We start from the raw sequence: 25,555 nt of genomic DNA on the forward strand, positions 1-25,555 counted from the left end.
GAAGCACAATGTTATAAAAAATGGATTCATAGAAAATTACACTCCACTATTTAAGATAACGTTGTAATTGTCAATTATGAAGGAGAATTACAGCCAAATATGTATCTCCTATAATGTGCTAATAAAATCACAATCCGGTGATGAAATGCGAAATATAGTTGCGGTCGATATTTTCTAAAAGAAACAGTTACCAACAACCTTTATAAAAAATGGGGGCTTGATACCAAAGCTATAGCTCTGTCATTGCTTTGAAAGTTACCTTACCAACATTATCTGGTTTCCCTTTTAATGCCGGGGTAATTGTGCCTTTTAATTTCCCGTTTACTTTGCTCACCATGATCTTCCGGAAGCTGTAATTACCCTTTTCATAATCATATGTTTCTCCGTCATCATCATATAAAGAATAAGTACCCGGTTTGCTGCCATAATACCTCAGCTCCAGGTCAACCTTCTGCCCTACTTTGGGCGCGTGCAGCATTACGGGCATCATGGGGATAATACCGCCGTCCTTTACATAAACCGGTATTTTATCCAGGCCCGGCGTAACGTTGATGACTTCTCCGTCACCTGCGTACTTCCCTGTGTAAAAATCGTACCATTTACCCTTTGGCAAGATCACTTTTCTGCTGGTTTGCCCGGCAAATATTGGTGCTACCAGCAAATATTCGCCGGCCATGTACTGGTCTTTAACCTCTTTGGTTATGGCCTCTTCATAAGGATTTTCCTCCAGGTTTACTTTTCTGTTTTCATTTTTAGCTTCCCCTCCAACAAAGCCATCTTCCAGGTACATGGCCCGGAAAGGCGGGATGCCTTCAAAGTGATATTTGGCAAATTCGCTATACCAGTAAGGCATCATCTGCATGCGCAGGTTGGCCATTGTTTTTACCTGCTCTGCAACCTCCGGGAACGACCATGGCTTGGTACCGCTGGCCCAGGCATTAATCATCGCCATAGGCGAAAAAACATTCGACTGAAACCGGCGTAACCATTCCTCGCCGGTTTTGGAGGAACGTACCTCGGGCGTCCATAACACACCTGCAAAACCACTGTTTACCAATGCTGTTATAAAATCGCGGTGATCGTAATAGTCGTTATAGATAACATAAGGGAACGATGAACCACCGCCATTTGAGGCGCGAACCAGGCCAAATGTACGTTGATTACGTTCATGGTAAATTTGGCTGGTGTAACGTTGCATCATCAAGCCATACGTCTGACGCATTTGTTCGGCATCGTGGCCTGACGGGAAAGTTGCTACGTCGGGCCATAAATAATTATCCCCGCCATCAACCTCATCCATTTTATAGCCGCTGATGCCAATATCTATTTTGCCTTTTTCCAGTTCGCCAAAAAAGATCTTACGTGCTGCGGGCATACTTATATCAGGTACAATGCCGTTCCAAACCGTATGCGTACCACTGTAAGGTAAAATACTTTTATAAACAGGTGCCTCCGGAGATACATAAGGATTAGTCCATAAATTGAGCCTGATATTCTTTTTCAGCATATCCTGTATAAAACCTTTAGGATCAGGGAACCGGCTTGCATCCCACTCAAAAGTACAGGGGTATGATTTACTTTGCCAGCCTGGCTCAAGCCCGATAAAATCCAATGGATAACCCTTTTCCTCAAATGCCTTTGCTTCGGCTGCAACACCCTGCGCATCGGTTAAACGCTGCATACGCTGTGTAAAGCCCAGGCCCCAGCGTGGTGGTAAACAACCGCCGCCGTTTAGCAAATTATAACGCCGTACGGCATCTAAAGTAGTTGGACCAGCAAATACATAGATCTCTACCCCGGAAGCGGGCACCAGCATTTCCACACCATCTGAATATGGGTGCGAGCTCCATGTTTTATCAAGATTCCTGTCTTTTACTTCGGGAGGTACTTTACTGTCGCGCCTTACTGCTGTACCGGCATATACGTCGATATACCTGGCCGAGTTGATAAACACACCATAACCATTTGATGATACATAAAAAGGTGTGGGTGCATGGGTGCGCCCATTATCCTTACCGGCATAATTGTCAACATGCAGCGTAAGCACTTTGCCGCGCTGAAATACTGTCTGGAAATTTAAACCGAAACCAAACAACTGCTCTTTTTTTTCCAATGGAAAGCGCAGGTAAGTTTTACCACCCTGTACACTACCGGTGATCTCCTGCTGTGGCAAAGGGAAGGCGGCCCCTGGCATTTGCGCTAAACCGGCATGATAGGGTTGTACCCCGGCCACTTTCAGTAAGTCAAATTCTTCGGGCTTACCTATAATGCCTTTCCATATTCCGGGTTCTATTTCCGTCCAGGCGATGGATTGCGCGTGAAGCTCCGCGATGAAACTCCCAAACAAACAAATCAGCCAAAAGCATTTCAATTTTTTCATCATGTTAGTTAGGTATAATGGTATAGGTTTTACCTTTTTCTGTAGCAAAGTCAATTATATAACCTTTATTAAAGGATACATCCGGTAGTTTGGCATCATCTGCCTGCTGGTAAACCGGTGTTACCGGCTGTGTATCTAAAATATTTTTGTTGATACCTGTAGCCGCTTTGCTGCCTACCTCAACCACTTTTACAGGTATCGGGGTTCGTAAGCGGCAATTGCCCCCAACAATTGACTTGATCAGCGCTTTACTCAACTTTCCCTTTTTCCAGTTAATCGCTACCTCAAAGTTTCCACGGGCTTTGATGCCTTTAATGCTGCCATCGGCCCAGGCATCGGGCAGGGCGGGTAACAATTCTATTTCACCATCCTGGCTTTGCAACAGCATTTCGGTCATACCGGCCGTTCCTCCAAAATTTCCGTCGATCTGGAAGGGCGGATGGGCGTCAAACAAATTAGGATAAGTGCCACCGCCGCTCATTTGTCCTTTTTTTTGCAATGGGTCCATATAGTTAAATGCAGCGCCCAATATTTTATAGGCATGGTTGCCATCGTGCATCCTCGACCACCAGTTCACTTTCCAGGCCATTGACCAGCCTGTGCTTACATCGCCCCTGTAAATCATTGATTGTTTTGCCGCGGCAGCCAACTGGGACGTATTAAACACAGAGATCTGCCTGCCTGGAAACAAACTAAACAAATGCGATATATGCCGGTGTGTATCCGTGGTATCGTCCCAATCCTGGAACCACTCCTGTATCTGTCCATGTTTACCTATATGAAATGGATAAAGCTTATCATAAGCGGCTTTTACCTCGGCTGCAAACATTTTATCGGTACCCAATATCTCCGCGCTGCTTATACAATCCTGGAACAACTCGCGGATGATAGACATATCCATAGTAGAAGCCATACTTACCTGGTATTCCTTACCACTGATTTTAATAGTATTTTCGGGCGAGGTGGAGGGGTTTGTTACCAGGTAACCTGTTTTAGGATCGGTTACCAGCCAGTGCAGCATAAACTGTGCAGCGCCTTTAATAATAGGGTACGCGGTTTTGCTCAAAAAAAACTTATCGCCGGTAAAAAGGTAATGATCATATAAATGAAGACTCATCCAGGCGCCGCCCATTGGCCAGGCTGTCCAGCGCACCGCGCTCCTGGGGTCGTGGTCAAAATTACCAACGGTTGATGTTTTAGCCCAGATATCGGTGTTATGATGTTGTACCCAGCCTTCATCAATGTTATAATTTACTTTGGCTGTAATTGCGCCGTTCACGGCAAGCTCTTTCAGAAAATCAAATAAAGGTTGGTGGCACTCCGAAAGATTGGTGTTTTCGGCCAGCCAGTAATTCATTTCGATATTGATGTTGGTAGTATAATTACTGCCCCATGGCGGTATCACCTGGTCGTTCCAGATGCCCTGCAGGTTGGCAGGCGCGCTGCCAGGCCTTGAACTGGCAATCAGCAAATAACGCCCAAACTGGTAATACAGGGTTTGTAATTGCTTATCGGGATTAGCTACACTGAAACTCCTGAGCCGTTCGTCCGTAGGTTGTTTTACCATCACCGTATCTGCACCCAAATTAAAATCGACCCGTTTAAAAAGGCGTTGATAATCGGCAATGTGCCTTTGTTTGAGCTGTTCGTACGTTTTTTGCAATGCGGCAAAAAGGCTGGCATTAGCTTCAACGGCCGGATCTTTCCCCCGCAGACCCGGCGATTTATTAAAACCGTTAAAGCTGGTTGCCTCGGTTAAATAAAGTATAACCTGGTTAGCGCCTGTAACTTGTAATGCGTTGTTATCGGCCATCACCCGCCCGCCATTATTTTTTATTTTGAGGTTGATCTGGAAACTCATGCCCTCGCCTTTGGGCTCATCATAAATTACCTGCCGTGGCTCGGATTCCCGGTTGGCCACATAACTTGGGGCTTTACCCTTTAAAATCAGCTTATTGCTACCATCCATTTCGATGCCGAAGTGCAGCTTGCTTTGCAAATTGGCTGTGAAATTAATAGCGCCTTTTTTATCCGCGGTGATGCGTACCACCATTACTTTATCCGGGTAGCTTATAAATGTTTCCCGTTGATAATGCACGCCGCCAGCCTCAAACCGCACGGTAGCAACCGCGTTATTTAAGTTCAGGTCGCGGTAGTAATGAATACTATCTTTCAGGTTAAAGTTAAGCAGCAGATCGCCCAAGGGCAGATACCTGGCTGTGTATGGCCCTTGTAAATACTTTTTCCATATCTCCGCCGCCTTATCAAAATCGTTATCAAACACAGCCTTTCGTACTTCGGGCAAATGCGCTGATGCCTGTGGGTTATTCCCGGCTTCGGGGTAGCCCGACCACAGGTTATGGTCGTTAAGCTGGTAATGCTCGTGGTTAATACCGCCAAATACCATAGCTCCGGTGGTGGCATTACCCAGGGGCAAGGCCTCTTCCCAGGTAACAGCCGGTTTGGTATACCACAGTTTTAAATAGGCATCGGTGTTGTGTGTTTGCGCTGTTGCAAGTTGAGTACTTACCAAACCTGCAACAACCAAATATATTTTTGGAAAACGTATTTTACAAAACCTCATATTATTTAACTGTTGTTAACTTAAAGGCTATTACCTTTTTAGCCCAAAAGGTAGGCACATACAAAATGTGTTTCACGGTATCATAGGCCAGGTCGGCGGTATTTACTTTTTGCTCCTGTGTATCAAGCAGGGTTTCTATTTTACCATCGGCGGTTACATAAAATATATGTCCCGACCAGCAGGTGATCAGGAAATCGCCGTTACCAACAGGCTCAAGGCCATCGCCTCCGCAGCTTAGCATGGTTATTTGTGTTAAATTACCCTGGCTATCTGCTTTCATAAATTTTTGGCCACCCAGTATATAAAGATCGGTACCGATAGCTTTAAGCCCGTTTACACCGCTTACGTTTGTTAAAAACGTGCTTGCATGACCGTTTTCAATACGGTGTATTTTTTTTGTTTTACTATCTGATACATAAACAACGCCTTTATCATTAACAGTAATGTCATTTAAGGCTTTGGCACTATCAATAGCAATCTTATTTTTAACCTTACCCGTATTCATATCAATAACTACCACGTCCGACAGATCTGCGGCGTATAACTCATTACCAAACCGCCCCAGTCCTTTAGGTGCATTTAAACCGGTTGTAAAATCAAGGTTAATGATCTTTCCGTCAATAGTAATTTTGGCTACGCCACCTTTACCATCAACAGCGTTGGGGTTTCCATCTATCTCTGATACATATAATATACCTTTTTTAAAATCCGGCAAAACTGATTCGGGAACCCTTATAACTGTATCCGTTTCCCAAAGCTTTTCCAGTTGATGTGTTTGGGCATTACTGTCATAAACAGTAACTACCATTAAAACAGGCAATATGTATTTAAAAAGTTTGCTCTTCATAGTTATATTATTTGTTTGGTATTGATACTTATAAACTGACCGCTTGTGTACCCCCGTCATTTACTTTGTATTTGATGGTTTTGCTACCCTCGGTTATGGTAATATTTAACTTCTCCTTATTCACCCTCGATATTTTAAGGTTGAACACGTGCCCGAAGGAATGGATGTTATTCAATGCCATTTCATTCCAGCCATTTGGCAGCCTTGGCGTGCAATCAAAGCTATTAAAGCCTGTTGGCCGCATACCAAATAAGCCTTCGGTGAATATTCTGCAGTAAAGTCCGCTCTCGGCAGATAGATGTCTTTGGTTACCTTCGGGATAGGCTTCTACCGGGTAGGGCACATGCTCTCCCAATAGTCGCCTGCGCGAATAATAGCGCAGGTATTCCATTGCTTTTTCTGTTTTACCAGCCTGCAATACACCGCGAAGTGCATACAGGGTTGAGCGGTCCCAAAAAGTTTCTTTGCCTGCCTCGGTAGCCAATCCATCAGCCGTCCATAAGCGGGGCGAAAACAGGGCTTGGATGGTTCCTTCGCTCCTATCTAAAATACCCATGGTAAGGGGCAGGCAGATCCAGGCACGCAGTACATCATTGGTTTCGTAGTATTTGTAGGTTTTAAAGCCTTCTATGGTTGTCCCGAAGTATTTTTCGATATTACTTTTAAGCGTTGCCGCTTGTTTTAAATATTCGTCTGTTTGTGCTTTTGGCTGATGCAATTGTTTGCCAAGGTAAGCCGCCGATATCAACGCATCATAATAAAGGCTATTGGTTGACAGGTTGGCTTTACCAGATGGAAAGCGACCTTCCAACTCATCATGATCTGAAGTAACCACGCCCCGGTCGTTTAGTTTCCGGTGACTATATTCCAGGCACCAGGTAATGAGTGGCCACAATACTTTTGCAGAATCGGGGTGACCATAGGTTAATGCATACCGCGAAGCGCCATAGGCAATCATGGCCTGGTCGCCACGGTCACCCGCGCCTTTCCATACGGCGTCGCCTTCGGCAACTATGGAGCTGGGTATGGGTTTGTACTCCGGGTTCATATACCTGGCAAATAAGCGGTAGCACGTCATGGCCGACAGGTTACCGATACTATCTCCCGAAAACGCGAAGAAGGGACTAATATACTCGGCCTGGTCATTTGCCCAGATCGCAGCATAGTATGCCAGCCCGCCCGGCCCATGCAGGTAGCCTGCTTTGGTTTTGTAAATACTCTCTGTCCCCCTGATTTTGGCAAAGGCGAACGCAGTATTTAATAAAGTATCGGGTGTTTTTAATTGCAGCGGTGATAAGATTGTATTTACACGGTTTTCGCGGGCTTTTTCTTCCGCATCTGCGTTAACCATAATAGGCTGACCAGGAAAATCTGTTGCCAAATAATAAACCGCGAAAGTTGTATGCTCACCGGCTTGCACTATACGGCTGCCACTATTGGCAGATCCCATGATAATGGAATGGGGCCTTACTTTACTTTTAAGACTATCCGTCCTCACCTCATGCCGCAAATACTCCATGGAAATGGTGACCGGCTTATCGGTAATATTAGTAAATACAAACTTTTCAATAACCATCGGTTTATCCACCGATGGAAAAATACTCCGTTCAATTTTTACCGGCGCCGGATTGCTTGTTGTCGCCTCAATCCGCATAATGCCTTTGTGGCTGATGCTTTTGATATTGTACGAAAGATCGCCCGATTTTTTCCCGTTTGCTAAATCGGTTTTCAGCTGACGATTATTAATATAAAACCGTGGCAGTCCGCTATCCTGAAAAGAATAATCAATATGGGTACGGGTACCATCGGGCAGCATCCTGAATGTGGGGAACACTACCGTTCGCAAAACAGATGATCTGCCAGCGCTATCTAACCCATACTGAACCCAAACCGATACTTTCTCTCCCGACATTTCTATATGATCTGTATGCGGTAACCTGCCATTAATAGTCCATTTGATACTTCCATCTGGTTGTATGGCCCAACGGTCGGTTTGTTTTGGTAAAGCGCTCTGCTGGGCATAAAGCCTGCAGGGCAGCAGAAAAACTAAGCCTAAAAATACTTTGCAAACATTTGCCTTCATTTTATATTGATCATCAATGTGTTATTCTAATCCAAAACAGCTGCTCCGGCTTTCAGATCGGCAGATAGTTCAAGCTTTTTTTGTATGCCAGGGATTTTATTTTCCAGGATATGTACATCACGGCTTGCATTGCCTTCAACACGCACAAATGAATCTGCAGACCCGGTTGCAGTAGTGTTCGTTACGCGCGCCCCGGCAACATTCTTTAACCTTATTACAGCCTGGGCGCCGGTAGTCTCTGGAATGATGCAGGAATTAAGCGCTATATTTTTCCCATCTTCGCAGATAATGGCTGGCCGAAGATCATTATGGCTTAGGGTAAATTTTACATTGCTCACCTTTAGTCCATCCACATGCCTGGCCCAAACACCGTAGGCCGGCACCAGCGGACCAAATGTTTTTACTTCGGGATATTTATCAATGGCCTCGGGTACAACCTGCCTGGCATTTTCATTATTTCCGCCGCCTGCAAGGTTTATCTCTATGTTTTCTAATACCAGGTTTTTAATGTTATGCCCAGGGATACCTGTTATCAGGACACCCGATGGCGGCATCAGCTGTGCGTTATCGGCCGCTTTTGCTTTTACATTTTTGATGATTACGTTCTCAAGCGTCCCTATAGGTTGCTTACTATCCTGATCTTTACGGAATACACTTAACCTGGCACCTAAACGAATGAGTATAGGCGTTTTTACCTCAACCATGGTAATATCGCTGATTTGGACGTTCCTGATATTTGCACCGTCAACCGAAAGCAGCTTTATACCGCCATTGGCTGTATCGTAAATATAACATTGCGATATGTTGATGTTCTCAAATGCCGCCATGGATTCCGTTCCGATTTTGATAGCTCCCTGGCCGCTTTTTAACCGCAGGCCCGAAACAACAATGTTTTTACAGGCCATTTTGCTTGATGTTGTTTTAAAACACAAAGCGTCATCGCCGCTTTCTACATCACAATTTTTAATAGTAACATCCTGGCAGCCATCTATATCCATACCATCATTGTGCGCTACGCCCCTGCTTACAATTTTTACATTTTTAATGCTTACCTGTTTGCATTGAAAGTAATGAGATGTCCAGGCTGCGGCATAATTTAGGGTAACACCATTTAAAGCAACGTTTTGGCAGCGCACAATACGCAATAAAAATGGACGCCTGCCCCAGCGTTGCGATTCGGCGCGTATATCAGTTAATATTTGCTGCGCTTTGAGTTTTGATCCCTGGCCATCAATGGTACCCTCGCCCGCTATTCCTATATTTTTTTTATCAACGGCTACAACCAGGGCCCAGCCAACACTTATGCCCAGCCCATCTACAAACGGATCAAGATTTTTATAATCGTTAACATCGGTGCTGCCTAATAAAACAGCGCCTTTGTTTAGCTGCAGGGTAATGTTATCATTCAGTGCGATTGTGCCTGTTAAAAACACTCCCGAAGGAATAATAACTTTACCACCACCGCTTTTATAACAAGCGTCAATTGCTTTTTGAATAGCGTTGGTGTTTAAAATGGTGCCGTTACCTACGGCACCGTAAGCCGTGATATCCACATTGGCAGCAAACAAACTTAAATTACACGCCGCTGTAAGAATAATACCCAGAAATAGCCCGGCGAAATCGCTTTTAAAGAGGAGGCACCTACGGAGCCTGGCTTTTAGGTTTCCTTTGCTATAAACACGTGACTCCGCTGGAGTCATGGATTCACCGACTATTTTCAACTCCAACAGAATTATGTGTTTATAGTGAACCATGTCTCGTTTTTTGGCTCCGTAGGTACCTCTTGTTTTTTTCTTGATTTTAAAACTGATTTCCCTGAGCAATAGCCTGGTTAGCTTGTACATGGTTATTTTTTCCTTTCTGCTTTAAGCATTTCGGTTCCAGCCAGTAACAGTGCGCCTAAGCCATGCGTATCGTTTAGCTCAGTTGGCCTGGTGTAGTAAAATTTAATGTCGGTATCCATGTTGGTACCAATGCAAACATCCTGCAATTCGCCGGCGGCTGTAATTTTGGTTTTTAACCCATCCCATCCTTCTCGGGCTATAGCTAAATATTTTTCATTGATCCAGCCCTCATTTACTGCACGGGCTACAGCATATGTGTACATAGCAGTAACTGATGTTTCCAGGTACGAATCGGGTTTATCCAATAACTGGTGCCATAAACCGGTTGGGTCCTGGTAGCGGGAGTAACCTACAATTTGCCTCAACAGCAATTTGATCAGTTCGGGGCGTTTGGGATGGTTTGCCGGCAAATTGTTTAACAACTCAACCTGTGCCATGGCTATCCAGCCATTGCTGCGCCCCCAATGACCTACACCATTGGTTTGATCGTCAGAATAATAATTGTGAAAGAAAAGACCGGTGGCCGGATCATACAAATATTTGTTAAAATTCTCCACCTGTTTTATAGCGTCATCAAAATATTTGCTGTCGCCGGTAAGTTTTCCCATACGCGCTAAAAACGGGATACTCATAAACATATCATCGGCCCAAAGGGTACCAAAACGTGGTTGCGGGCGTGCAAGTGTGCCATCAGACAAACGCATCTGTTTAGTTAAAATATAAGCTGCGGATCTTTCTAAATAGGCCTGGTAATCTTTTCTTTGTGCCAGCGCATTTACATCAAACAACCCTGCCGACATTGCCCCGCAAGCATCAAGGTTGGTGATGTTAAATACAGACCCATATTCTACCCTTGGTGTTTTAGCTTTTTGAAGCGTTTCAAAATAATTAAGATTATCAAAAATGAACGCAAAATTGTGCTGGGAATACTTCGAGTACTTTTTATCATTAAGCACATCGGCAGTTTGCACCATACCAATGGCTAAAACACCGTTTACATAGGCCCATTTGTTGTATTTGCTATCAGCTTTAATATCAGCCGATGATGCCAGCCCTTTGGTAGAATCGTATTTTTCTTTGGTAGTGGAATTGATAAATTTAAAAGAGGTGTTCTGAATTATATTGTCGGCAACTTTGCGAACAACTGCCTCGGTATTGGTCTCCTGCCCAAATGCTATCGCCGGGCAAACCATTAGTAATAAGTATAAAAATGATTTCATCATATTGAGGTATCTGTTTTAAAAAGGATTTATTTTTTATTTACTGCCCTTACGGCCTTTACCTGCGCCGTACTTATTGCGCCCGCTTTATTGGTAAAGTTTTTCCTGACATAGGTTAACACCGCTGCAATTTCCTGGTCTTTCAAAAAATCATGTGCAGGCATCACGTTTGAGTATGATTCACCATCAATATCAACGTTTTCCGAAAACCCGTTAAGTACTACTTTAATCAGGCGGCTTTTATCGCCCAGCACATAAGATGTTTTGATTAACGGTGGATTCATATTAGGTACCCCGCCCCCATCAGCCTGGTGGCAGGTTAAGCAATATTTTGTGTATACCACTTTACCATCAACCACCGGGTTAGCTAAGTCTGTCCGGGGTTTAACCCTGGCTTTTGCCGGAGTTTTAACCTGGGCTATTAACTGAAAGCAGCTAAAAACAAGAGTTATAACTATCAAATATTTTCTCATTGTGGCAATTACTTTTTAGTGTAGATAATACGGTATATGGTACCTTTTGAATCATCAGTTACATACAAAGAGCCATCGGCACCCTGGGCAAGCCCGCAGGGGCGATGATCGGCACGACCAGCCGCCGTTTTTTCCGGCGAGCCCGAAAAACCATCTGCAAATACTTCCCAATCACCGTCGGGCTTTCCATTTTTAAATGGCTGAAAAACTACGAAGTATCCGGCCTGTGGTTCGGGAGCCCTGTTCCATGAACCATGAAATGCTATAAAAGCCCCGTTTTTATACTTTGCCGGAAATTGATTGCCGGTATAAAACAGCAAACCATTGGGCGCCATATGGCCAGGATAGGCGGCAGCCGGATCGAGAAATTTAGCATCAGCTTCTTTTTTTCCATCGCCGCCATACTCAGGGGCTTGTATCTTCTTATGCTGAATCTGGTCATAGTACATAAACGGCCAGCCTGCATTGTCACCCTTTTTAAGAACGTATAAACATTCGGCTGGTAACTCAGCAGATTGTTTGGTGGTATATAGTTCGGGCCACGAGCTGTTGAGGTTATCCCTGCCATGTTGCATTACAAAAAGCTGGTTGTCCTGCTGGTTCCAGTCCATACCAACCATATTTCTTAGCCCGGTCGCATACCGCACACCATCGCCATAGGTTTGGTTTAATTTGTCGGCCTTAAACTGCCACACCCCACCCATCGAATCAAGAATAGGGCAGCCCGGTATTCCGGGTGAATGTAACCCACGGTCTTTTTCCTGGCATGCATTAAACCAGGCGCCTATGTTTACATAAATATTGCCATCGTTATCCAATGCAAACGATTTGGTTTCGTGCTGGCGGCCCGCCTTTAAACCGGTAACTATTTTTTCGGGCTGATCGGGGTTAATAACTTCATTTTTATCATTCACCTTATACCTGAATACCTCGGTATTGGATGAAGCATACAGGTAACCGTTTTTTAAATAAACTTCGGTACCACCGTAAGTACCAAAGCCCGATTTAAGTTCGGCCTTGCCGTTTGGGCCCTCATGAAATACTAAAATACCTTTACCTTCTTTGTTGATCTTTGCCAGCTTTACATAAATATCGCCTTGGGGTGTAACCACCAAGTGCCTTGCCTTGGCACCTGTTTCGGCAACTTTTAAGGCGCCAAATCCGGCGGGCAATTTTAAACCGGCATTATCGGCATCGGGTACTACATCGGCTGCCGGTTTTAGGGCATAAAGTGTTACGCTTACAGCAAGTGCTGTAAGTATTATTATTGACCTGGATAGTTTACTTTTCATGCAATTATTTATTTTATTAAAGTTCCTTTTTATTCACATCTGCCATCCTGGTGTTTGCAATCGGCAGGCTGTTATATATGTTAAAATCTTTTACTTCATTTAAAACAAATGCCGGTGCATTGGCTGCTTTCTGCGCTTTGATGTGCTGAAAATCGGCACCGGTTACATGGTCAAGTATAAATGCGGGGCGAAGATCCTCATCAATATAACTTACCTCCACATCGTTCATTTTAAGACCTTTAACATTACGAATAAAGAAACCGTAGGACGGCATTGTACCAAAACGATATGGTTCGGGATACTCTTTTTCTAAATCAGGCACTTCACGTGTTGATTGCTCTTTAGTACCGCCGCCTTTATAATAGATCCGGATATTGCTTAACCGTAAGTCTTCAATATCATGGCCGGGGATTCCGCTTATGATTGCGCCATGCTTATTATCAGCATTATAACATACCACATTACTGATGATAACCCGTCTGAGTGCGCCAACAGGTGTACCTTCGGGTCCGCGCATACGTGCCCCAAGGCGAACAAAAATGGGTGCGTTTACAATATCGCGCATAGTAATGTTAGTAATGGTAACATCTTCTAAAAGCGCGCCATCAACAGTTTCAAGAGCCAAGCCACGGCAATAATCAAATACGCAATTTGAAATAGTGACATTCTTAAATCCGCCATTTGATTCGGTGCCCATTTTTATACGGCCTGTAGGATTACCATCGGAGTATTTCTTTTCGTTCCGTTTAAAAGTGCCGTCTAAAAACGAACCTTCATCATAACCGCTTACCTGGCAGTTGGTAATGGTAACGTTTTCTGTAGCGCGGGCAAAGCCAAGGCCAAAGGTGCTTTTCAAACATATACCATCATCATAGGGAGAGTTAACGCTGCAGTTAGAAATACGCACATTACGGCAACAGTCAATATCCATCCCGTCGCGGTTGGTATCCATCTTCACATTATCAATAGTAAAGTTATCTATCCCGGTAGCCAGGATGCCAAACCAGCCGCCATGCAATATGGATATGTCTTTAATGATTACATTGCGGCATAAATAAAGGCTGATTGTTTTGTTCGGGCGCTTGTCGTCCTCTCCTTTATTACTCCGTACCAGGTCTTTTCCCCAAAGGGTGCCAGGACCTAATATGGAAATATCATGCAGGTTTTCGCCCCATATCAAACTGTTATGCCAATGCCTGTGCCCAAAATCCTGGTATTTGTTGTCGATCTTATCCTCGGGTAAATCATAACCGGATTCATCGGTAATGGGGGCCGCAATGATAGTGGCCCCCTGATCAATATATAAAGAGATATTGCTTTGAAGATGGATAGATCCGCATAAGTAATTGCCTGCCGGAAAGTAAACAGTGCCCCCACCAGCTGTTGCCGCTGCATCTATTGCTTTATTAATCCCTTTGGTATCAATGGTTTTACCATCCCCTTTTACCCCGTAGAGTTTTACGTTATAGGGTGATGTTTCGGGTGCCGGATAAACGCCGGCAAAAGCTGTAAGGCCATAAAAAAACAAAAGAAAAGTAAAAAGAATACCAGGAGCCGGGTTATGCTTTTTCATATATAGTTTTAATTATTGCGTTCTGTTTGTTATAAATAGATGTTAAGTGAACCCTGTATTAAGTCACCAGTTTTTAGTCGGTAGTCTCAAGTCGTATTTTGCTTGTTTCTTACTCAGAACTTAAGACTTTCGACTTAAGACTAACCGACAATTTAAGTATGACAAGACACTAACTTACCAACCAGGGTTTTGAGGATAAGGGGTGCCGGTAATAGTGGCATCAATTTGTGTTTGCGGAATTGGGCGCAGCACGTGAAATGGCTTAATGTTACTTTTACCATCGGTGTTATGCAGCTTTACCCTTTCCAGTAACTTACCTGTGCGGGCCAGGTCAAGCCAGCGTACCAGTTCGCCGCATAGCTCTCTTGAGCGCTCATCCAAAATAAAATCCAGTGTGATTTTATCAGCAGTGATATCCATTGCAGCCGCATTGCCCGATGGGTAAGCAGCTCTTTCGCGCACCGCATTGATATACGGTACCGCATCAGCCGCCCGGCCATCCATATATAACGCCTCGGCGGCAATTAAATAGGTTTCGGCCAGCCTGTATATGATGATAGGCCTGCTGGATGGTGAATTTTGATCGGGCCGTTTGGTATCAAAATATTTGATCATGGCCGGCGACAGGGCAATACTGTATTTGCTGGGCGGAATAACCTGGTAACGGTAACCTGCAATTTGACTGGAGGTCATGGCGTAGCCTGGCATCCATATAGCTGTATCGCCTACAGTAAATTTAGGTGCACCCGGTTGTGCGCCTGCCGGAGCGCCTGCCGGTAAAGGATTGGGCCAGTTTGGTATAGATGCAGCATTGTTACACAACCACATGGTTTGAAATGTTTTATTATACCGCTGGTCGTTTATCCTTTCTTTAAACACAGTATCGGTAAGCCAATGGGTAGGTACAGCACGTATATAAGGGCGGCCATAAAGGGTGCTGCGCTGCATACCTGGCTGCACTTCATATTTTGGCGCAAATAAATGGCACAGTAAATTATCGGGGCCGCTATTATTTTGAGTTGGCGAACCATTGTAGGCCAGTGTTGTAGTGTGCTGTACTGTCCATAATATTTCGCTGTTGCTTTCATTGCCTTCGGCAAATACTTTTCCAAAATCCTGTTGCAGCTTAATGCCGGCACCAGGAGCAATATTGGTAATTAAATCAATAGCGTTGGTATAGGCGTTTTTATAATCATCAGCTTGTTTGACCGATGAGCCCGCCCTTGTTAAGTAAACTTTTGCAAGCATATGCTCTGCAGCTGCTTTGGTAGCCCTGCCCGGCTGTACGCCATTGGTTAACGGCCCCACAGGCAAAGCAGCTATGGCATCTTTAAGATCCTGAATTATAAAAGCATATACATCGGCCATCGGCGCGCGCGTGGCAGAAGTTGTTGGGGTTGCCTGAAAACTTTTGTTTAAAGTAACATCGCCCCAAAACTGAACTAATATAAAGTAATAGTTGGCGCGCAGAAACTTAGCCTCGCCAATTAAACTTGCTTTTGTTGCATCATCCAGCCCGGCCGGAGCATTATCAATTAGCCCGTTACAGGTATTGATATAGGTGTAACAGTTTTTCCAAATGCCGGCTACTATGCCATCGGCGGTATTGAAGTTACTGTTGTATTTAACCAGGCCGTTATTGCCATCGTTACCGGCAATAAATTCGTCGGTACCGGGCACGGTCATTTCAAAATAGGTATCAGGTCCCCAAATGGTCCTGAAACCGGCATAGGCTGCCGTAAGCCCCGACATGAAACCCTGTGTTGTTGTAAAAAAAGCTGGGGTTAAGGTTGATTTAGGAGCTTCTACCAATGTTTTTTTACACGAGGTAACAATCAGACCTAAAAATAAACAGCTGTATAAATATATAGATATTCTTTTCATCTTATTTTAATTTAAAGTGTCATGTTAATACCGAATATAAATGACTTTGTGGGAGGAGTATCAATGGCTAAGCTTCCGGCTGTTTCAGGGTCAAGACCGTGAAAAGTATTGCGATACGGCGAAAAAAGTATAAATGGATTTTGCGCCGTTGCATATATTCTTAATGACTTTGCCTTAATACGCTTTGTTATTGATTCGGGCATATAATAACCCAGTGTAGCGCTCCTTATTTTAAGGAAAGTACCATCAAAGTAGCTCAGTAACGATGAGTAAGGTGTATTGGTTGATGCAGAGTTTGGTTTTGGATAAAAATTTTGATGATTGGTTGGGGTCCAGTAATCTTCATTCAGGTTATTATAATTGCCCTGGAAGGTATTAACAAAACCGCCGCTTTGAAATAACCGGGAGGTTATTAAACCGCCTACCCTGTAAACTCCAACTACGGTAAAATCAAAACCCTTGTAGGCAATACGGTTGGTAAACCCGCCTGTGTATTTTGGCTGATCTGATCCAAGCACTATCCTGTCGCTTGCACTAATCTTTCCATCCTTATTTACATCTTCTACCCTTATGGTGCCTATAACAGAACCGGTACCTGTTGTGGTAAGCCCAAGGCTTTTTGCCTGCGCCGTATCGGCCGCCGTATTTTGCCAGATTCCCACTTTTTTATAGTCGAAGATGGCATTAATAGACTGACCTACGAAAAGGTTGTTCGCTATGTCCTGCGTAACACCGCTTGCTAATTTGGTTACTGTTCCGCGGTTGAAGGTAATGTTGGCACTGGTAGTCCAGCTAAAGCTGTTTCTGCCGTTACCCTGTATATTAACACTGCTTACGCTTATTTCGATACCCTTGTTTTGCGTTTGGCCAACATTGGTTAAAATGCTGTTGGGGATACCGGATGTTGGTGGTAAAGACAAGGGAAGCAACAACGACCTGGTATATTGATGATAAGCATCAACGGCACCTGTTATCCGTCCGTCAAGAAATCCAAAATCAACACCGGCGTTTAATGTAGATGTATACTCCCAGGTAAGATTGGGATTGGGTACGTTTGTTGGATAGGCCCCGGTGAGGTTGGTAGAGCCAAAGTTATAGTTAACCGATGTTAACGCGCCTAATGTTTGGTAAGGGTTAATGGCAGTATTACCAACCGTACCATAGCTTACCCGCAATTTAAGATTTGATAACACATGTGAATCTTTAAACATGGGTTCTTGGGTAACATTCCAGGCAGCTGCCGCCGAAGGGAACACATGATATTTATTACCAGGCGCCAGGCGCGATGAACCATCTGAACGCATGGTTAATGTAAGCAGGTATTTATTGGCAAAGCCATAATTTACCCTTGCCATGTAGGATATAATATCCCATTTTGAGTACGAGCCGGATCCGCTCAAATTAGCGCCATACTGCGGGTTAAAATACTGAATACCGTCTGACAGAATATTGTTATAACTGAACGAGTTAGATTGCGATTGACTTTCCTGCAAACTGTACAGACCAGTAAAATTGATATGGTGCTTTTGAGCAATTGTTTTGTCGTAAGTTAAAATATTTTCAAGCGTATAGTTGTAGCTGTAAGTACTTTGGTTATTTGCTGTAGATGCACCGCCCAGGTTATTGGTGGTTGCGCTGGCGTAGTAATTTCCGTATATATCGGGCCGTATTTCGGCACCACCGTTAAACCTGTATTTTAAGCCCGGCGCCAGGTTAATCTCGGCATAAGCAGTGGTAAATGTTCCAAACCGTTTGCGTGTTTCGGCAACAGCACCTGGAACAAAGTTAGCAAGCGGGTTCCAAACCTGGTTGGCACTGCCCGCTGTAAAACCTACTAATTTACCGGTAGCATCATCATACGGGGTAGAAAGCGGGCTTGCCCTGAGCGCCTGCCCAAGTGGGTTAGCATTTTCGCCATTGGTATAGCTTAAGGTGTTTAAACTGCTTAAGCCTATTTTAACGTTTTTACCCAATTGCTGATCAATGCTTAATTTGATAGAGTACCGCACGAATGACTGGCCAAAATATATACCGGTTTCGTTATAATACCCGCCAGATATAGCATATTGGGTTAAATCGTTACCACCGGAAACGCCTAACTGGTGGTCGGTAACAAAACCGGTTTTATAAATCAGGTCTTGCCAATCTGTACTGCGTCCGCTTTTAATTGAGGCTACTTCCTGCGGGGCAAAAGAGCCATCGGTTAAAAAGGCCGGATCATCCAAGCCCGAATATTTGCCGGGGTTCCCGTTGATGAGGCCCCATTTTTTAAGGTCTTCAAATTGAGTGCCATTCATTACATTATAATGCCCCATTGGCTTGTTAAAACCGGCGTAACCACTGTAGGTTATTGATGTACCGCCTTTTTTACCCCGGCGGGTAGAAACCAATAAAACACCGTTAGCACCCCTTGAACCATAAATAGCGGTGGAGGAAGCATCCTTCAATACCTCTAACGATACTATATCATCCGGATTAATATCATTAAGGCTTCCGTTAAAAGGAAGGCCATCAACTACAATCAGTGGTGAATTTGAGGCGTTTATTGACCTGGTGCCCCTGATTAAGATTGATGGCGTAGCTCCCGGATGGCTGTTACCGGCGCTTTTTTGAATATCAACACCTGCGGCCTGCCCCTGTAACGCCTGGCCTATATTTGCGGCCGGAATATCGCGAAGCGCCTGTTCATTAACAGAGACTATTGAACCTGTTATGTCCGACTTTTTCTGAACACCATAACCAACCACTATAACATCGCTCAACGACCTCAAATCGCTTACCATAGTTACATTAATAACGGTTTGGTTGTTAATATTGATTTTTTGTGTTTTATAACCGATAGAAGAAAATATCAACGCTGCCTCCGGAGCAGCTCTTAGCGAATAAGCTCCGTTGGTATTGGTGATAACACCTTTGGTACTGCCTTCAATCACAACTGATACACCCGGTAGGGGGCCGTTTAAATCTGACACCGTGCCCGTAACCGTAATATCGGCCGATTCGGTTTTTATATCCGGTACTGAAGATTTATCGGTGAACAAGCTCGTTTTTAGTGTTGCTGTTTTGTCGTAAATTACAATACCGTCACTAATTTCTTTAAACGTAAGCTGTGTTTTAGCAAACAGGTAATTAAGGATATTGCTCAGTTTTTCCTCTTTGAACTTATTAGGTTTAACCGAATAACCCTTCAAATCTTCGGGGTTGTAGGAAAATTTGATGCCCGTTTGTTTTTCGAGCTTGCTGATGGAGCTCTGCAGACTTTCCTTGCCAAAAGAAATTTTGACAAGCGTGGCCGAAATCTGGCTCTTTGCTGTCTTAGCAAGCAGTAACTGGCAACACACCAGCGAGCATACTACTACAGTTATTGATACTTTCATGAAAAAAGTAAAAAATTTAGTCAATTTTTTTATCATCTTTACAAAGTTTTTGTCTTAAAAAACTATGTAAATCATTGGTTTAGCTTGGAACCTGCCAATAACTTACATTAACTCAGTGCCAATGTCTGCTAAGCTTTGCTCATAGACATTGGCATTTTTTATTTACTATTTGTTAGGTATTTTTTCTAAAGAAACCTCCTTTCCCTTTACCGTATAGTTTACGCGATGTATTGTTTTAATAATTTCGAGCACCTGCTGCAAATTATCGTTGTTTGAAAAATGAATAGTTGTTGGCAGGGTGTTCAGTTTTGCATGATCGTAGGCGATGTGAACGTTATAGATGTTTTCGAGCCTGAGCATCAGTTCAGCAAAAGAAACATCATATAAATTAACCTCGTTTGTTGTCCAGGCGGCTATCTTCCGTGAATCAACTTTGCGAATGATGTGCTGATTGCTTAGCTGATCATAGGAAACTTCATTATCACGAGCAAGCACGCCAAAACTTTCACGATTTTTTCCAACCTCTACGAGTCCCCTTGTTACGGTTACCCTTACATCACTAAGTTTTTTAAAGTATTTGATATTAAAGGCCGTTCCTAAAACACGCGCATGCAAACTGCCATAATGAACAATAAAAGGACTATGTTCGTCGTGTTTTATGTCGAAAAAAGCTTCGCCGTTAATCAACTGAATTTCGCGGGTTTTGTCAAACTTGTCGGGATAACGGATAGTGGAGCCCGAGTTTAACCACACCTTTGACCCATCGGGTAAGTCAACAATATTGATATGCCCATTTGCCGCAGCAACCGTAACAAAATTGATTTTATTTTTTAAGGAGAGTTTAAGGCCCAATGCTATCGAGCAGCATAAAAGTACAAACGATGCTGCAACGGCATATTTACCCGACGTTGTTTTTATAAAATACCACTTACCATAAATTTCTTTATGAATAGCATTTAACATCTGCTTTTCTATCGCCTGCATAGTTGCCTCATCATGCAGATGTGCTTCACCGCCAATAGGCTTATGACCAGGCTTCAGCCATTTTATCATTATTGTAAAAGTGTATTTGGTTTTTAAATATCTGCTTACAAGGCAGTTTATGCATTGGCACTTATAATACAAGCGCAACTGGTTTTGGTACCAGATTTATTTTATAAAAAGAAAAGTTATCACAAGGAACACATCCAATCCTGTGCGTAATATTTTAAGCGCGTTAGATATCTGGTTTTTTACAGTACGCGGGGCTATATCAAGCATCTCAGATATTTCGCTGATGGATAAGTTTTGCTGACGGGACAACACAAACACCTGTTGCATTTTACCAGGTAGCTCTTTAATGCGGCCTTCAATTGTATTGGAGAGTTCTTTGGCAATTAAATCATCTTCGTTGGTAAATTCGTTGCCGCCACTTAATTGCATTAGTTCATCCACTCCCCTCTTTCTGATCGCATCCTTTTTGTGAAAATTAATGATATTATTCTTTAAGGCCCTTAAGAGATACGATGAATTATATTGCTCGGGGCAAAGGGTAAACCTGCATTTCCATAAACTGATGAAAACCGTTTGAACAAGGTCCTTGGCATCATCAGATGAACCCGTTGAACGATAAGCAGCCTGGTATAAGCCCCGCCAGTTTCTTTTATAAAACTCGTCAAAGGCCCGGATATCTCCCTGCTTAATTAATGTTATTAATTCTACTTCAGACAGCATTTCTTATGTATCAAATAATACAGTCTGCTTTTGGCAACTTTGTATTATTAATAATTGGTTTTTATAATTGGTACTGCAATTAAATTATAATTACGGCTTGTTTATGCAATTAATTTAGCAATTTATTCATCTATATTGCTATCCGGTTGATTACACTAAAGTTAATTTGCAGGCTTTAGTATGTAAATTATTGAAATAAATTTAACTGGTTTACAATTTTTTCGACGCATCGGCAGGCCGTCATCTAAAAGTATATAAAAATTAAATCAGCGCAAAATATTCGATCAAAATCAATTGAAAATTTTCATTAACACCATCGTTAAAACATTTACTTAGTGCGCTTTACCGTTCTATAAACGAAAGTTTTAATGTAATGAGTTATTCCTTTTTGGGTATTTGCGACAAAAGCCATTGAGTTATATCCTCGGCCGCCTTATCATTTTCGAACCCCATAGAAGGTGTCAGTCTTCCGTTAGTGTATTCATTATATATCCATGGGTCGCCAACTGCAAACACTATCCCCTTGCCATACCGCTCTGTGGCCACAATTACTTTACCGCTATCTGTAAGCGCAGGTTGGGCATTTAATGATAGTTTTATGGTTGCTATATCTTTTAAATAAACCTTGCGGGCTGTTTTAAATATAGGGTTACCCGGCGAAATAGCTATTGCTCCCATTTCAAATTGCTTGTCAATAACGTGCTTGTATAAATCATCGTTAAAATGGATCCCGAATTTTCCTGCCAGGTTGTTTAAATGAGGTAGTTCGGCATTAGCACTGTCATTTGCAAGCATTACCAGCACACCGCCTTTTTTGACCCAATCAGCTATAGCTTTAATATACCTCGATTCAATATAATTAGGATTGGCCGTTTCTTTCTTCGTATCAGGGTCAACAATAATATAAATATCAGTGCCTTTTAAACTTTCTGCAGTTGGTTCGGCCATAAGGCTTTTCAGGCTTGCACCATTTTGTTTAAAAATATTCCCCCATATTGAATATCCCGAACTTTTGGTATCCTCCCAGGTATAATGAAAACGCTCCATTGTACCCGATGCATTTTTACGATATTCATTGTTAAAAAAATAGTCTAAGGTTACAGTTTTACTTTGGGCGTTTGCTGCCGGTATCATTATTACAGCAAGCAACGCTATGGTGATGCCTTTTTTAAATTTCATCTGGTTTATATTAGTTTTCTTTTTTCAATTCTCTGCATTTATCTCTATTACCATGCTGGTTAACGGCATTAATTTCCCCGGGGTTAAATTAAGCCCCATGGTCATCAAATAATCGCCGCTAAAAACACGTCCGTTTTCCGCAAGATTTGATTTGGCACCGGGCATAAGGTTTGTTTCTTCCACTTTATATTTTTTTTGACTGTCCAGGCCCTGTAATCGTACCCTGTTAAATACTTCTTTATACCTGGTGTTAAGGTTGTAATTAAACAAAACCGCCTTTGATTTTTCTGCATTTACATACATGGCCACCATTCGGTTTTCATCGTAGGGAGAAATAATACGGTATAGATCGCCAAACCAAATGGTATTCCTTAAGCGGTTATAGTTTTTAACCGTCTGTTTACTAAACTGCAATTCATCATCTGTCATTTTACTCACCTTAATATCATAGCCAAGTTTACCCATCATAGCAACATCCGTACGGAATTTGATAGACTGTTTTCCCCAGGATGTAACATGACTTGAGATAGTTAAGGCCGGGAAAAAATTACTATATCCCCATTGTATATACACGCGCTCTAAAGGATCGGTATCATCACTTGGCCAAAACTCGGTGAAGTATTTTAAAGCCCCATAGTCGGTACGCCCCCCGCCTCCTGAACACAGCATAATGGGTAAATGCGGATATTTTTGCCTTATACGATCTAAGATTTTATAAAGGCTTAAAGTATAGTCGACAAACAATGCCGACTGCCTATCCTTTAAATTCGGCGACCAGGTATTACTCATACTCCGGTTACAATCCCATTTAATATAAGCCAGACCAGGATTTTTGGTGAGCATATCGACCACCGTATGGTATACATAATCGGCTACTTTAGGATTTGTAAGATCTAACACTAACTGGTTGCGCTGATAATTTTCATCCCGGTTAGGTAATTTTAAAATCCAATCCGGATGCTGCTCATATAATTCGCTTTTAGGATTTACCATTTCCGGCTCAAGCCAGATGCCAAATTTTAACCCTTTAGCTTCAGCTTGTTTAACTAAATAGCCTATCCCGTTTGGTAGTTTTGCCTTGTTCTCCTGCCAATCTCCTAATCCCGCTTTGTCGTTATCACGTGGGTATTTATTTCCGAACCATCCATCATCAAGCAAAAACAGGTCGACACCCAGTTTTGTGGCATCATCAAACAAGCCCACCAGTTCTTTTTCATTAAAATTAACATGTGTGGCCTCCCAGTTATTTAATAAGGTGAGGCGCGGTTTATTACCATCCAGTACACCATAATTACGTGCCCATTGATGTAAATCCCGGCTCGCCTGCCCCTTTCCTGTAGTTGAATAGGTGAAAATAAATGCCGGGGTTGTAAAGGTTTCGCCCTTTTTTAGCTTATAGGCTGATGCATAAGGGTTAATGCCCGATATTACCCGTAAGGCGTTACGTTCGTCTATTTCAAAATGGAATTGAAAATTGCCTGTCCAGGCTAATGTGCCTGCAAGTAGCTCCCCTGTTGTTTCATCTGCCGGTTTATTTAGCGCGAGGAAAAACACCGGGGTTTGATACATATCGGCACGGGTGCCTAATTTACTGTCAATCTCTTTTACGCCGCTTGTAAGCTTGCTTTCCTGCATTTTCATTTCAGAGGCCCAGTCGCCGTGAAATTGTGTAAGCCAATAATCTTTAGCCTCAAAATGCAGCATAGATGAGGCATAATTTTCTAAGGTTATTTCACTTTTTTCGTCATTTTTAATCTCGGCCCATGATTTTATGATGTCCTCGCTACTAAAAGCCTGGTAGTGCAGTATTACCTGCACCGAATATTTGGGATCCTGCAGTAATATGTTGGTTTCTGAAATATTTTGGTCTGAATTTTTTGTTGTGTGGTTTACATACCTTAGTTCGAGCGATGGGTTACCATCGCTGTGAATTAAGCGGATGGCGGGTTGCAACAGGTCTTCCATCCCACCGGCAATATAAGCCTCATGTTTATTATTAGGAATTAAGCTATTATCTGCCTGATTTAAAAACCGTTTCCCCAGGTATGCCTGGTATACCCTGTTATTGGCCCCGACCGTAAATACCAAATTTACATTTTTTGTGGCAATAATTATTTGCTTGTTGCTTTGTGCTTTTAAAACAGTACCCCCGCAAAAAAAAGCCAGGTAAATAAACAGTACTAATTTACTCATATGAAACTTTTGATTTTACCTGGATAAACTCTCTTTGATAGTTTAAAGGGCTTTTGCCCGTAATTTGCTTAAAGTATTTATGGAAGTTTGCAAAATTGTTGAATCCGCTTTCAGAACATAATTGCTTTAATGGCAACCTGTTTTCTATCAGTAACTTACAGGCATGCCCAACTTTAATCTCCAGCAAAAACTTAGAATATGTTTTTTGTGTGCGCGCTTTAAAATAACGACAAAATGAGTTAGGACTAACCCCGGCCAGTTCGGCAAGCTCATCCATGTGTATTTTGTTTTTGAAATTTGCCAGCGAATACTCATAAATTATATTAATGCCATCATTGCGGGATTCCTCCACATTAGGGCTAAAGCCAATTGATGATAAACAATCGGTGTGGTCGCCTTCGGCAATTGTATTCAATACCTCTATCAATAATAGTATTCGTTTTGCACCTTCGGCCGCCAGCAGCCTCTGCATAGTTTCGGCAACCTGTTTTTTTACTTTACCGTTAATTTGTATCCCACGCCTGGCTTTTTCAAGCACGGTTTTTATGTTTTTGTTCTCTGGCAGTTGCAAAAAATCATTCCCCCAAAAATTTTCGCAAAAATGGGCCACCCTTATATCAACCTCGGCTTTTTCATCCCGTGAAAAATAGATATCATCAAAACGCCAGTAGTGCGGGAGGTACGATCCTACCAAAACAATATCGCCGGTGTTAAACTGCCGTATGTTGTCGCCTATAAACTGAGTTCCACTACCTTTTTCAAAGTGGATCAACTCTACTTCGGGATGGTAGTGCCATTTACTATTAATAGAAGGAACCACGTCCTGTCGTACACTGAAGGACCGCGCAGGACCGGATGATACTTTTAGCAATTGTGGTCTCATTTATGTTGATTTACTGTTAACGATAGTTCG

General features: G+C 42.8%; 16 protein-coding genes. All 16 read right to left on the minus strand.

Translation table 11 applies throughout. The annotated features are described in order from the left end of the window. Positions 1-229: 229 nt before the first annotated feature. The 16 genes from PQ469_RS17530 to PQ469_RS17605 all read right to left on the minus strand — a co-directional run bounded on the left by PQ469_RS17530 (position 230) and on the right by PQ469_RS17605 (position 25,525). Positions 230-2,383, minus strand: a complete 2,154-nt coding sequence (locus PQ469_RS17530) for a glycoside hydrolase family 31 protein (protein WP_274208829.1) — start codon at positions 2,381-2,383, stop codon at positions 230-232. Position 2,384: 1 nt separating this feature from the next. Next, entirely contained in the window at positions 2,385-4,964 is a 2,580-nt protein-coding gene (locus tag PQ469_RS17535) for a glycoside hydrolase family 95 protein (protein WP_274208830.1), read from the minus strand. A gap of 1 nt (position 4,965) precedes the next feature. After that, positions 4,966-5,811, minus strand: coding sequence for an SMP-30/gluconolactonase/LRE family protein (locus PQ469_RS17540; RefSeq protein WP_274208831.1), 846 nt, complete (start codon positions 5,809-5,811; stop codon positions 4,966-4,968). A gap of 28 nt (positions 5,812-5,839) precedes the next feature. Then, positions 5,840-7,894: a glucosidase family protein gene (locus PQ469_RS17545; RefSeq protein WP_274208832.1), complete on the minus strand. Its 2,055-nt coding sequence runs from the start codon at positions 7,892-7,894 to the stop codon at positions 5,840-5,842. A gap of 26 nt (positions 7,895-7,920) precedes the next feature. Continuing rightward, entirely contained in the window at positions 7,921-9,594 is a 1,674-nt protein-coding gene (locus tag PQ469_RS17550; RefSeq protein ID WP_274208833.1) for a glycoside hydrolase family 28 protein, read from the minus strand. Positions 9,595-9,740: 146 nt separating this feature from the next. Continuing rightward, the gene (locus PQ469_RS17555) at positions 9,741-10,961 is read right to left on the minus strand and encodes a glycoside hydrolase family 88/105 protein (protein WP_274208834.1); all 1,221 of its coding nucleotides are present in this window, start codon (positions 10,959-10,961) and stop codon (positions 9,741-9,743) included. 26 nt (positions 10,962-10,987) lie between these two features. Further along, on the minus strand, positions 10,988-11,431 hold the full coding sequence (locus PQ469_RS17560; RefSeq protein ID WP_274208835.1) for a c-type cytochrome: 444 nt from the start codon (positions 11,429-11,431) through the stop codon (positions 10,988-10,990). Positions 11,432-11,439: 8 nt separating this feature from the next. After that, complete coding sequence (locus PQ469_RS17565) at positions 11,440-12,723, minus strand: PQQ-dependent sugar dehydrogenase (RefSeq protein ID WP_274208836.1); 1,284 nt, start codon at positions 12,721-12,723, stop codon at positions 11,440-11,442. A gap of 16 nt (positions 12,724-12,739) precedes the next feature. Further along, positions 12,740-14,296, minus strand: a complete 1,557-nt coding sequence (locus PQ469_RS17570; RefSeq protein ID WP_274208837.1) for a rhamnogalacturonidase — start codon at positions 14,294-14,296, stop codon at positions 12,740-12,742. 174 nt (positions 14,297-14,470) lie between these two features. Next, on the minus strand, positions 14,471-16,180 hold the full coding sequence (locus PQ469_RS17575; protein ID WP_274208838.1) for a RagB/SusD family nutrient uptake outer membrane protein: 1,710 nt from the start codon (positions 16,178-16,180) through the stop codon (positions 14,471-14,473). Between the two features lie 11 nt (positions 16,181-16,191). After that, positions 16,192-19,557 (minus strand): SusC/RagA family TonB-linked outer membrane protein, encoded by a 3,366-nt coding sequence (locus PQ469_RS17580; RefSeq protein ID WP_274208839.1) that lies wholly within the window; start codon positions 19,555-19,557, stop codon positions 16,192-16,194. Between the two features lie 165 nt (positions 19,558-19,722). Continuing rightward, entirely contained in the window at positions 19,723-20,610 is an 888-nt protein-coding gene (locus PQ469_RS17585) for a FecR family protein (protein WP_274208840.1), read from the minus strand. A gap of 96 nt (positions 20,611-20,706) precedes the next feature. Next, complete coding sequence (locus PQ469_RS17590; RefSeq protein ID WP_274208841.1) at positions 20,707-21,270, minus strand: RNA polymerase sigma factor; 564 nt, start codon at positions 21,268-21,270, stop codon at positions 20,707-20,709. 378 nt (positions 21,271-21,648) lie between these two features. After that, the gene (locus PQ469_RS17595) at positions 21,649-22,449 is read right to left on the minus strand and encodes a DUF4350 domain-containing protein (protein ID WP_274208842.1); all 801 of its coding nucleotides are present in this window, start codon (positions 22,447-22,449) and stop codon (positions 21,649-21,651) included. A gap of 24 nt (positions 22,450-22,473) precedes the next feature. Beyond that, entirely contained in the window at positions 22,474-24,642 is a 2,169-nt protein-coding gene (locus PQ469_RS17600; RefSeq protein ID WP_274208843.1) for an alpha-galactosidase, read from the minus strand. Beyond that, on the minus strand, positions 24,635-25,525 hold the full coding sequence (locus PQ469_RS17605) for an AraC family transcriptional regulator (protein ID WP_274208844.1): 891 nt from the start codon (positions 25,523-25,525) through the stop codon (positions 24,635-24,637). The genes PQ469_RS17600 and PQ469_RS17605 overlap by 8 nt, the downstream gene beginning before the upstream one ends. Positions 25,526-25,555: the final 30 nt, after the last annotated feature.

The sequence above is a fragment of the Mucilaginibacter sp. KACC 22773 genome (genome assembly GCF_028736215.1).
GTDB lineage: Bacteria > Bacteroidota > Bacteroidia > Sphingobacteriales > Sphingobacteriaceae > Mucilaginibacter.

Excerpts from the sequence above, each read along its gene's own strand:
- PQ469_RS17555 (WP_274208834.1), bottom strand. The coding sequence starts at position 10,961 with ATGATGAAATCATTTTTATACTTATTACTAATGGTTTGCCCGGCGATA.
- PQ469_RS17570 (WP_274208837.1), bottom strand. The coding sequence starts at position 14,296 with ATGAAAAAGCATAACCCGGCTCCTGGTATTCTTTTTACTTTTCTTTTG.
- PQ469_RS17550 (WP_274208833.1), bottom strand. The coding sequence starts at position 9,594 with ATGACTCCAGCGGAGTCACGTGTTTATAGCAAAGGAAACCTAAAAGCC.
- PQ469_RS17545 (WP_274208832.1), bottom strand. The coding sequence starts at position 7,894 with ATGAAGGCAAATGTTTGCAAAGTATTTTTAGGCTTAGTTTTTCTGCTG.
- PQ469_RS17595 (WP_274208842.1), bottom strand. The coding sequence starts at position 22,449 with ATGAAATTTAAAAAAGGCATCACCATAGCGTTGCTTGCTGTAATAATG.
- PQ469_RS17585 (WP_274208840.1), bottom strand. The coding sequence starts at position 20,610 with ATGATAAAATGGCTGAAGCCTGGTCATAAGCCTATTGGCGGTGAAGCA.
- PQ469_RS17560 (WP_274208835.1), bottom strand. The coding sequence starts at position 11,431 with ATGAGAAAATATTTGATAGTTATAACTCTTGTTTTTAGCTGCTTTCAG.
- PQ469_RS17600 (WP_274208843.1), bottom strand. The coding sequence starts at position 24,642 with ATGAGTAAATTAGTACTGTTTATTTACCTGGCTTTTTTTTGCGGGGGT.
- PQ469_RS17605 (WP_274208844.1), bottom strand. The coding sequence starts at position 25,525 with ATGAGACCACAATTGCTAAAAGTATCATCCGGTCCTGCGCGGTCCTTC.
- PQ469_RS17565 (WP_274208836.1), bottom strand. The coding sequence starts at position 12,723 with ATGAAAAGTAAACTATCCAGGTCAATAATAATACTTACAGCACTTGCT.
- PQ469_RS17530 (WP_274208829.1), bottom strand. The coding sequence starts at position 2,383 with ATGATGAAAAAATTGAAATGCTTTTGGCTGATTTGTTTGTTTGGGAGT.
- PQ469_RS17540 (WP_274208831.1), bottom strand. The coding sequence starts at position 5,811 with ATGAAGAGCAAACTTTTTAAATACATATTGCCTGTTTTAATGGTAGTT.
- PQ469_RS17575 (WP_274208838.1), bottom strand. The coding sequence starts at position 16,180 with ATGAAAAGAATATCTATATATTTATACAGCTGTTTATTTTTAGGTCTG.
- PQ469_RS17590 (WP_274208841.1), bottom strand. The coding sequence starts at position 21,270 with ATGCTGTCTGAAGTAGAATTAATAACATTAATTAAGCAGGGAGATATC.
- PQ469_RS17535 (WP_274208830.1), bottom strand. The coding sequence starts at position 4,964 with ATGAGGTTTTGTAAAATACGTTTTCCAAAAATATATTTGGTTGTTGCA.
- PQ469_RS17580 (WP_274208839.1), bottom strand. The coding sequence starts at position 19,557 with ATGAAAGTATCAATAACTGTAGTAGTATGCTCGCTGGTGTGTTGCCAG.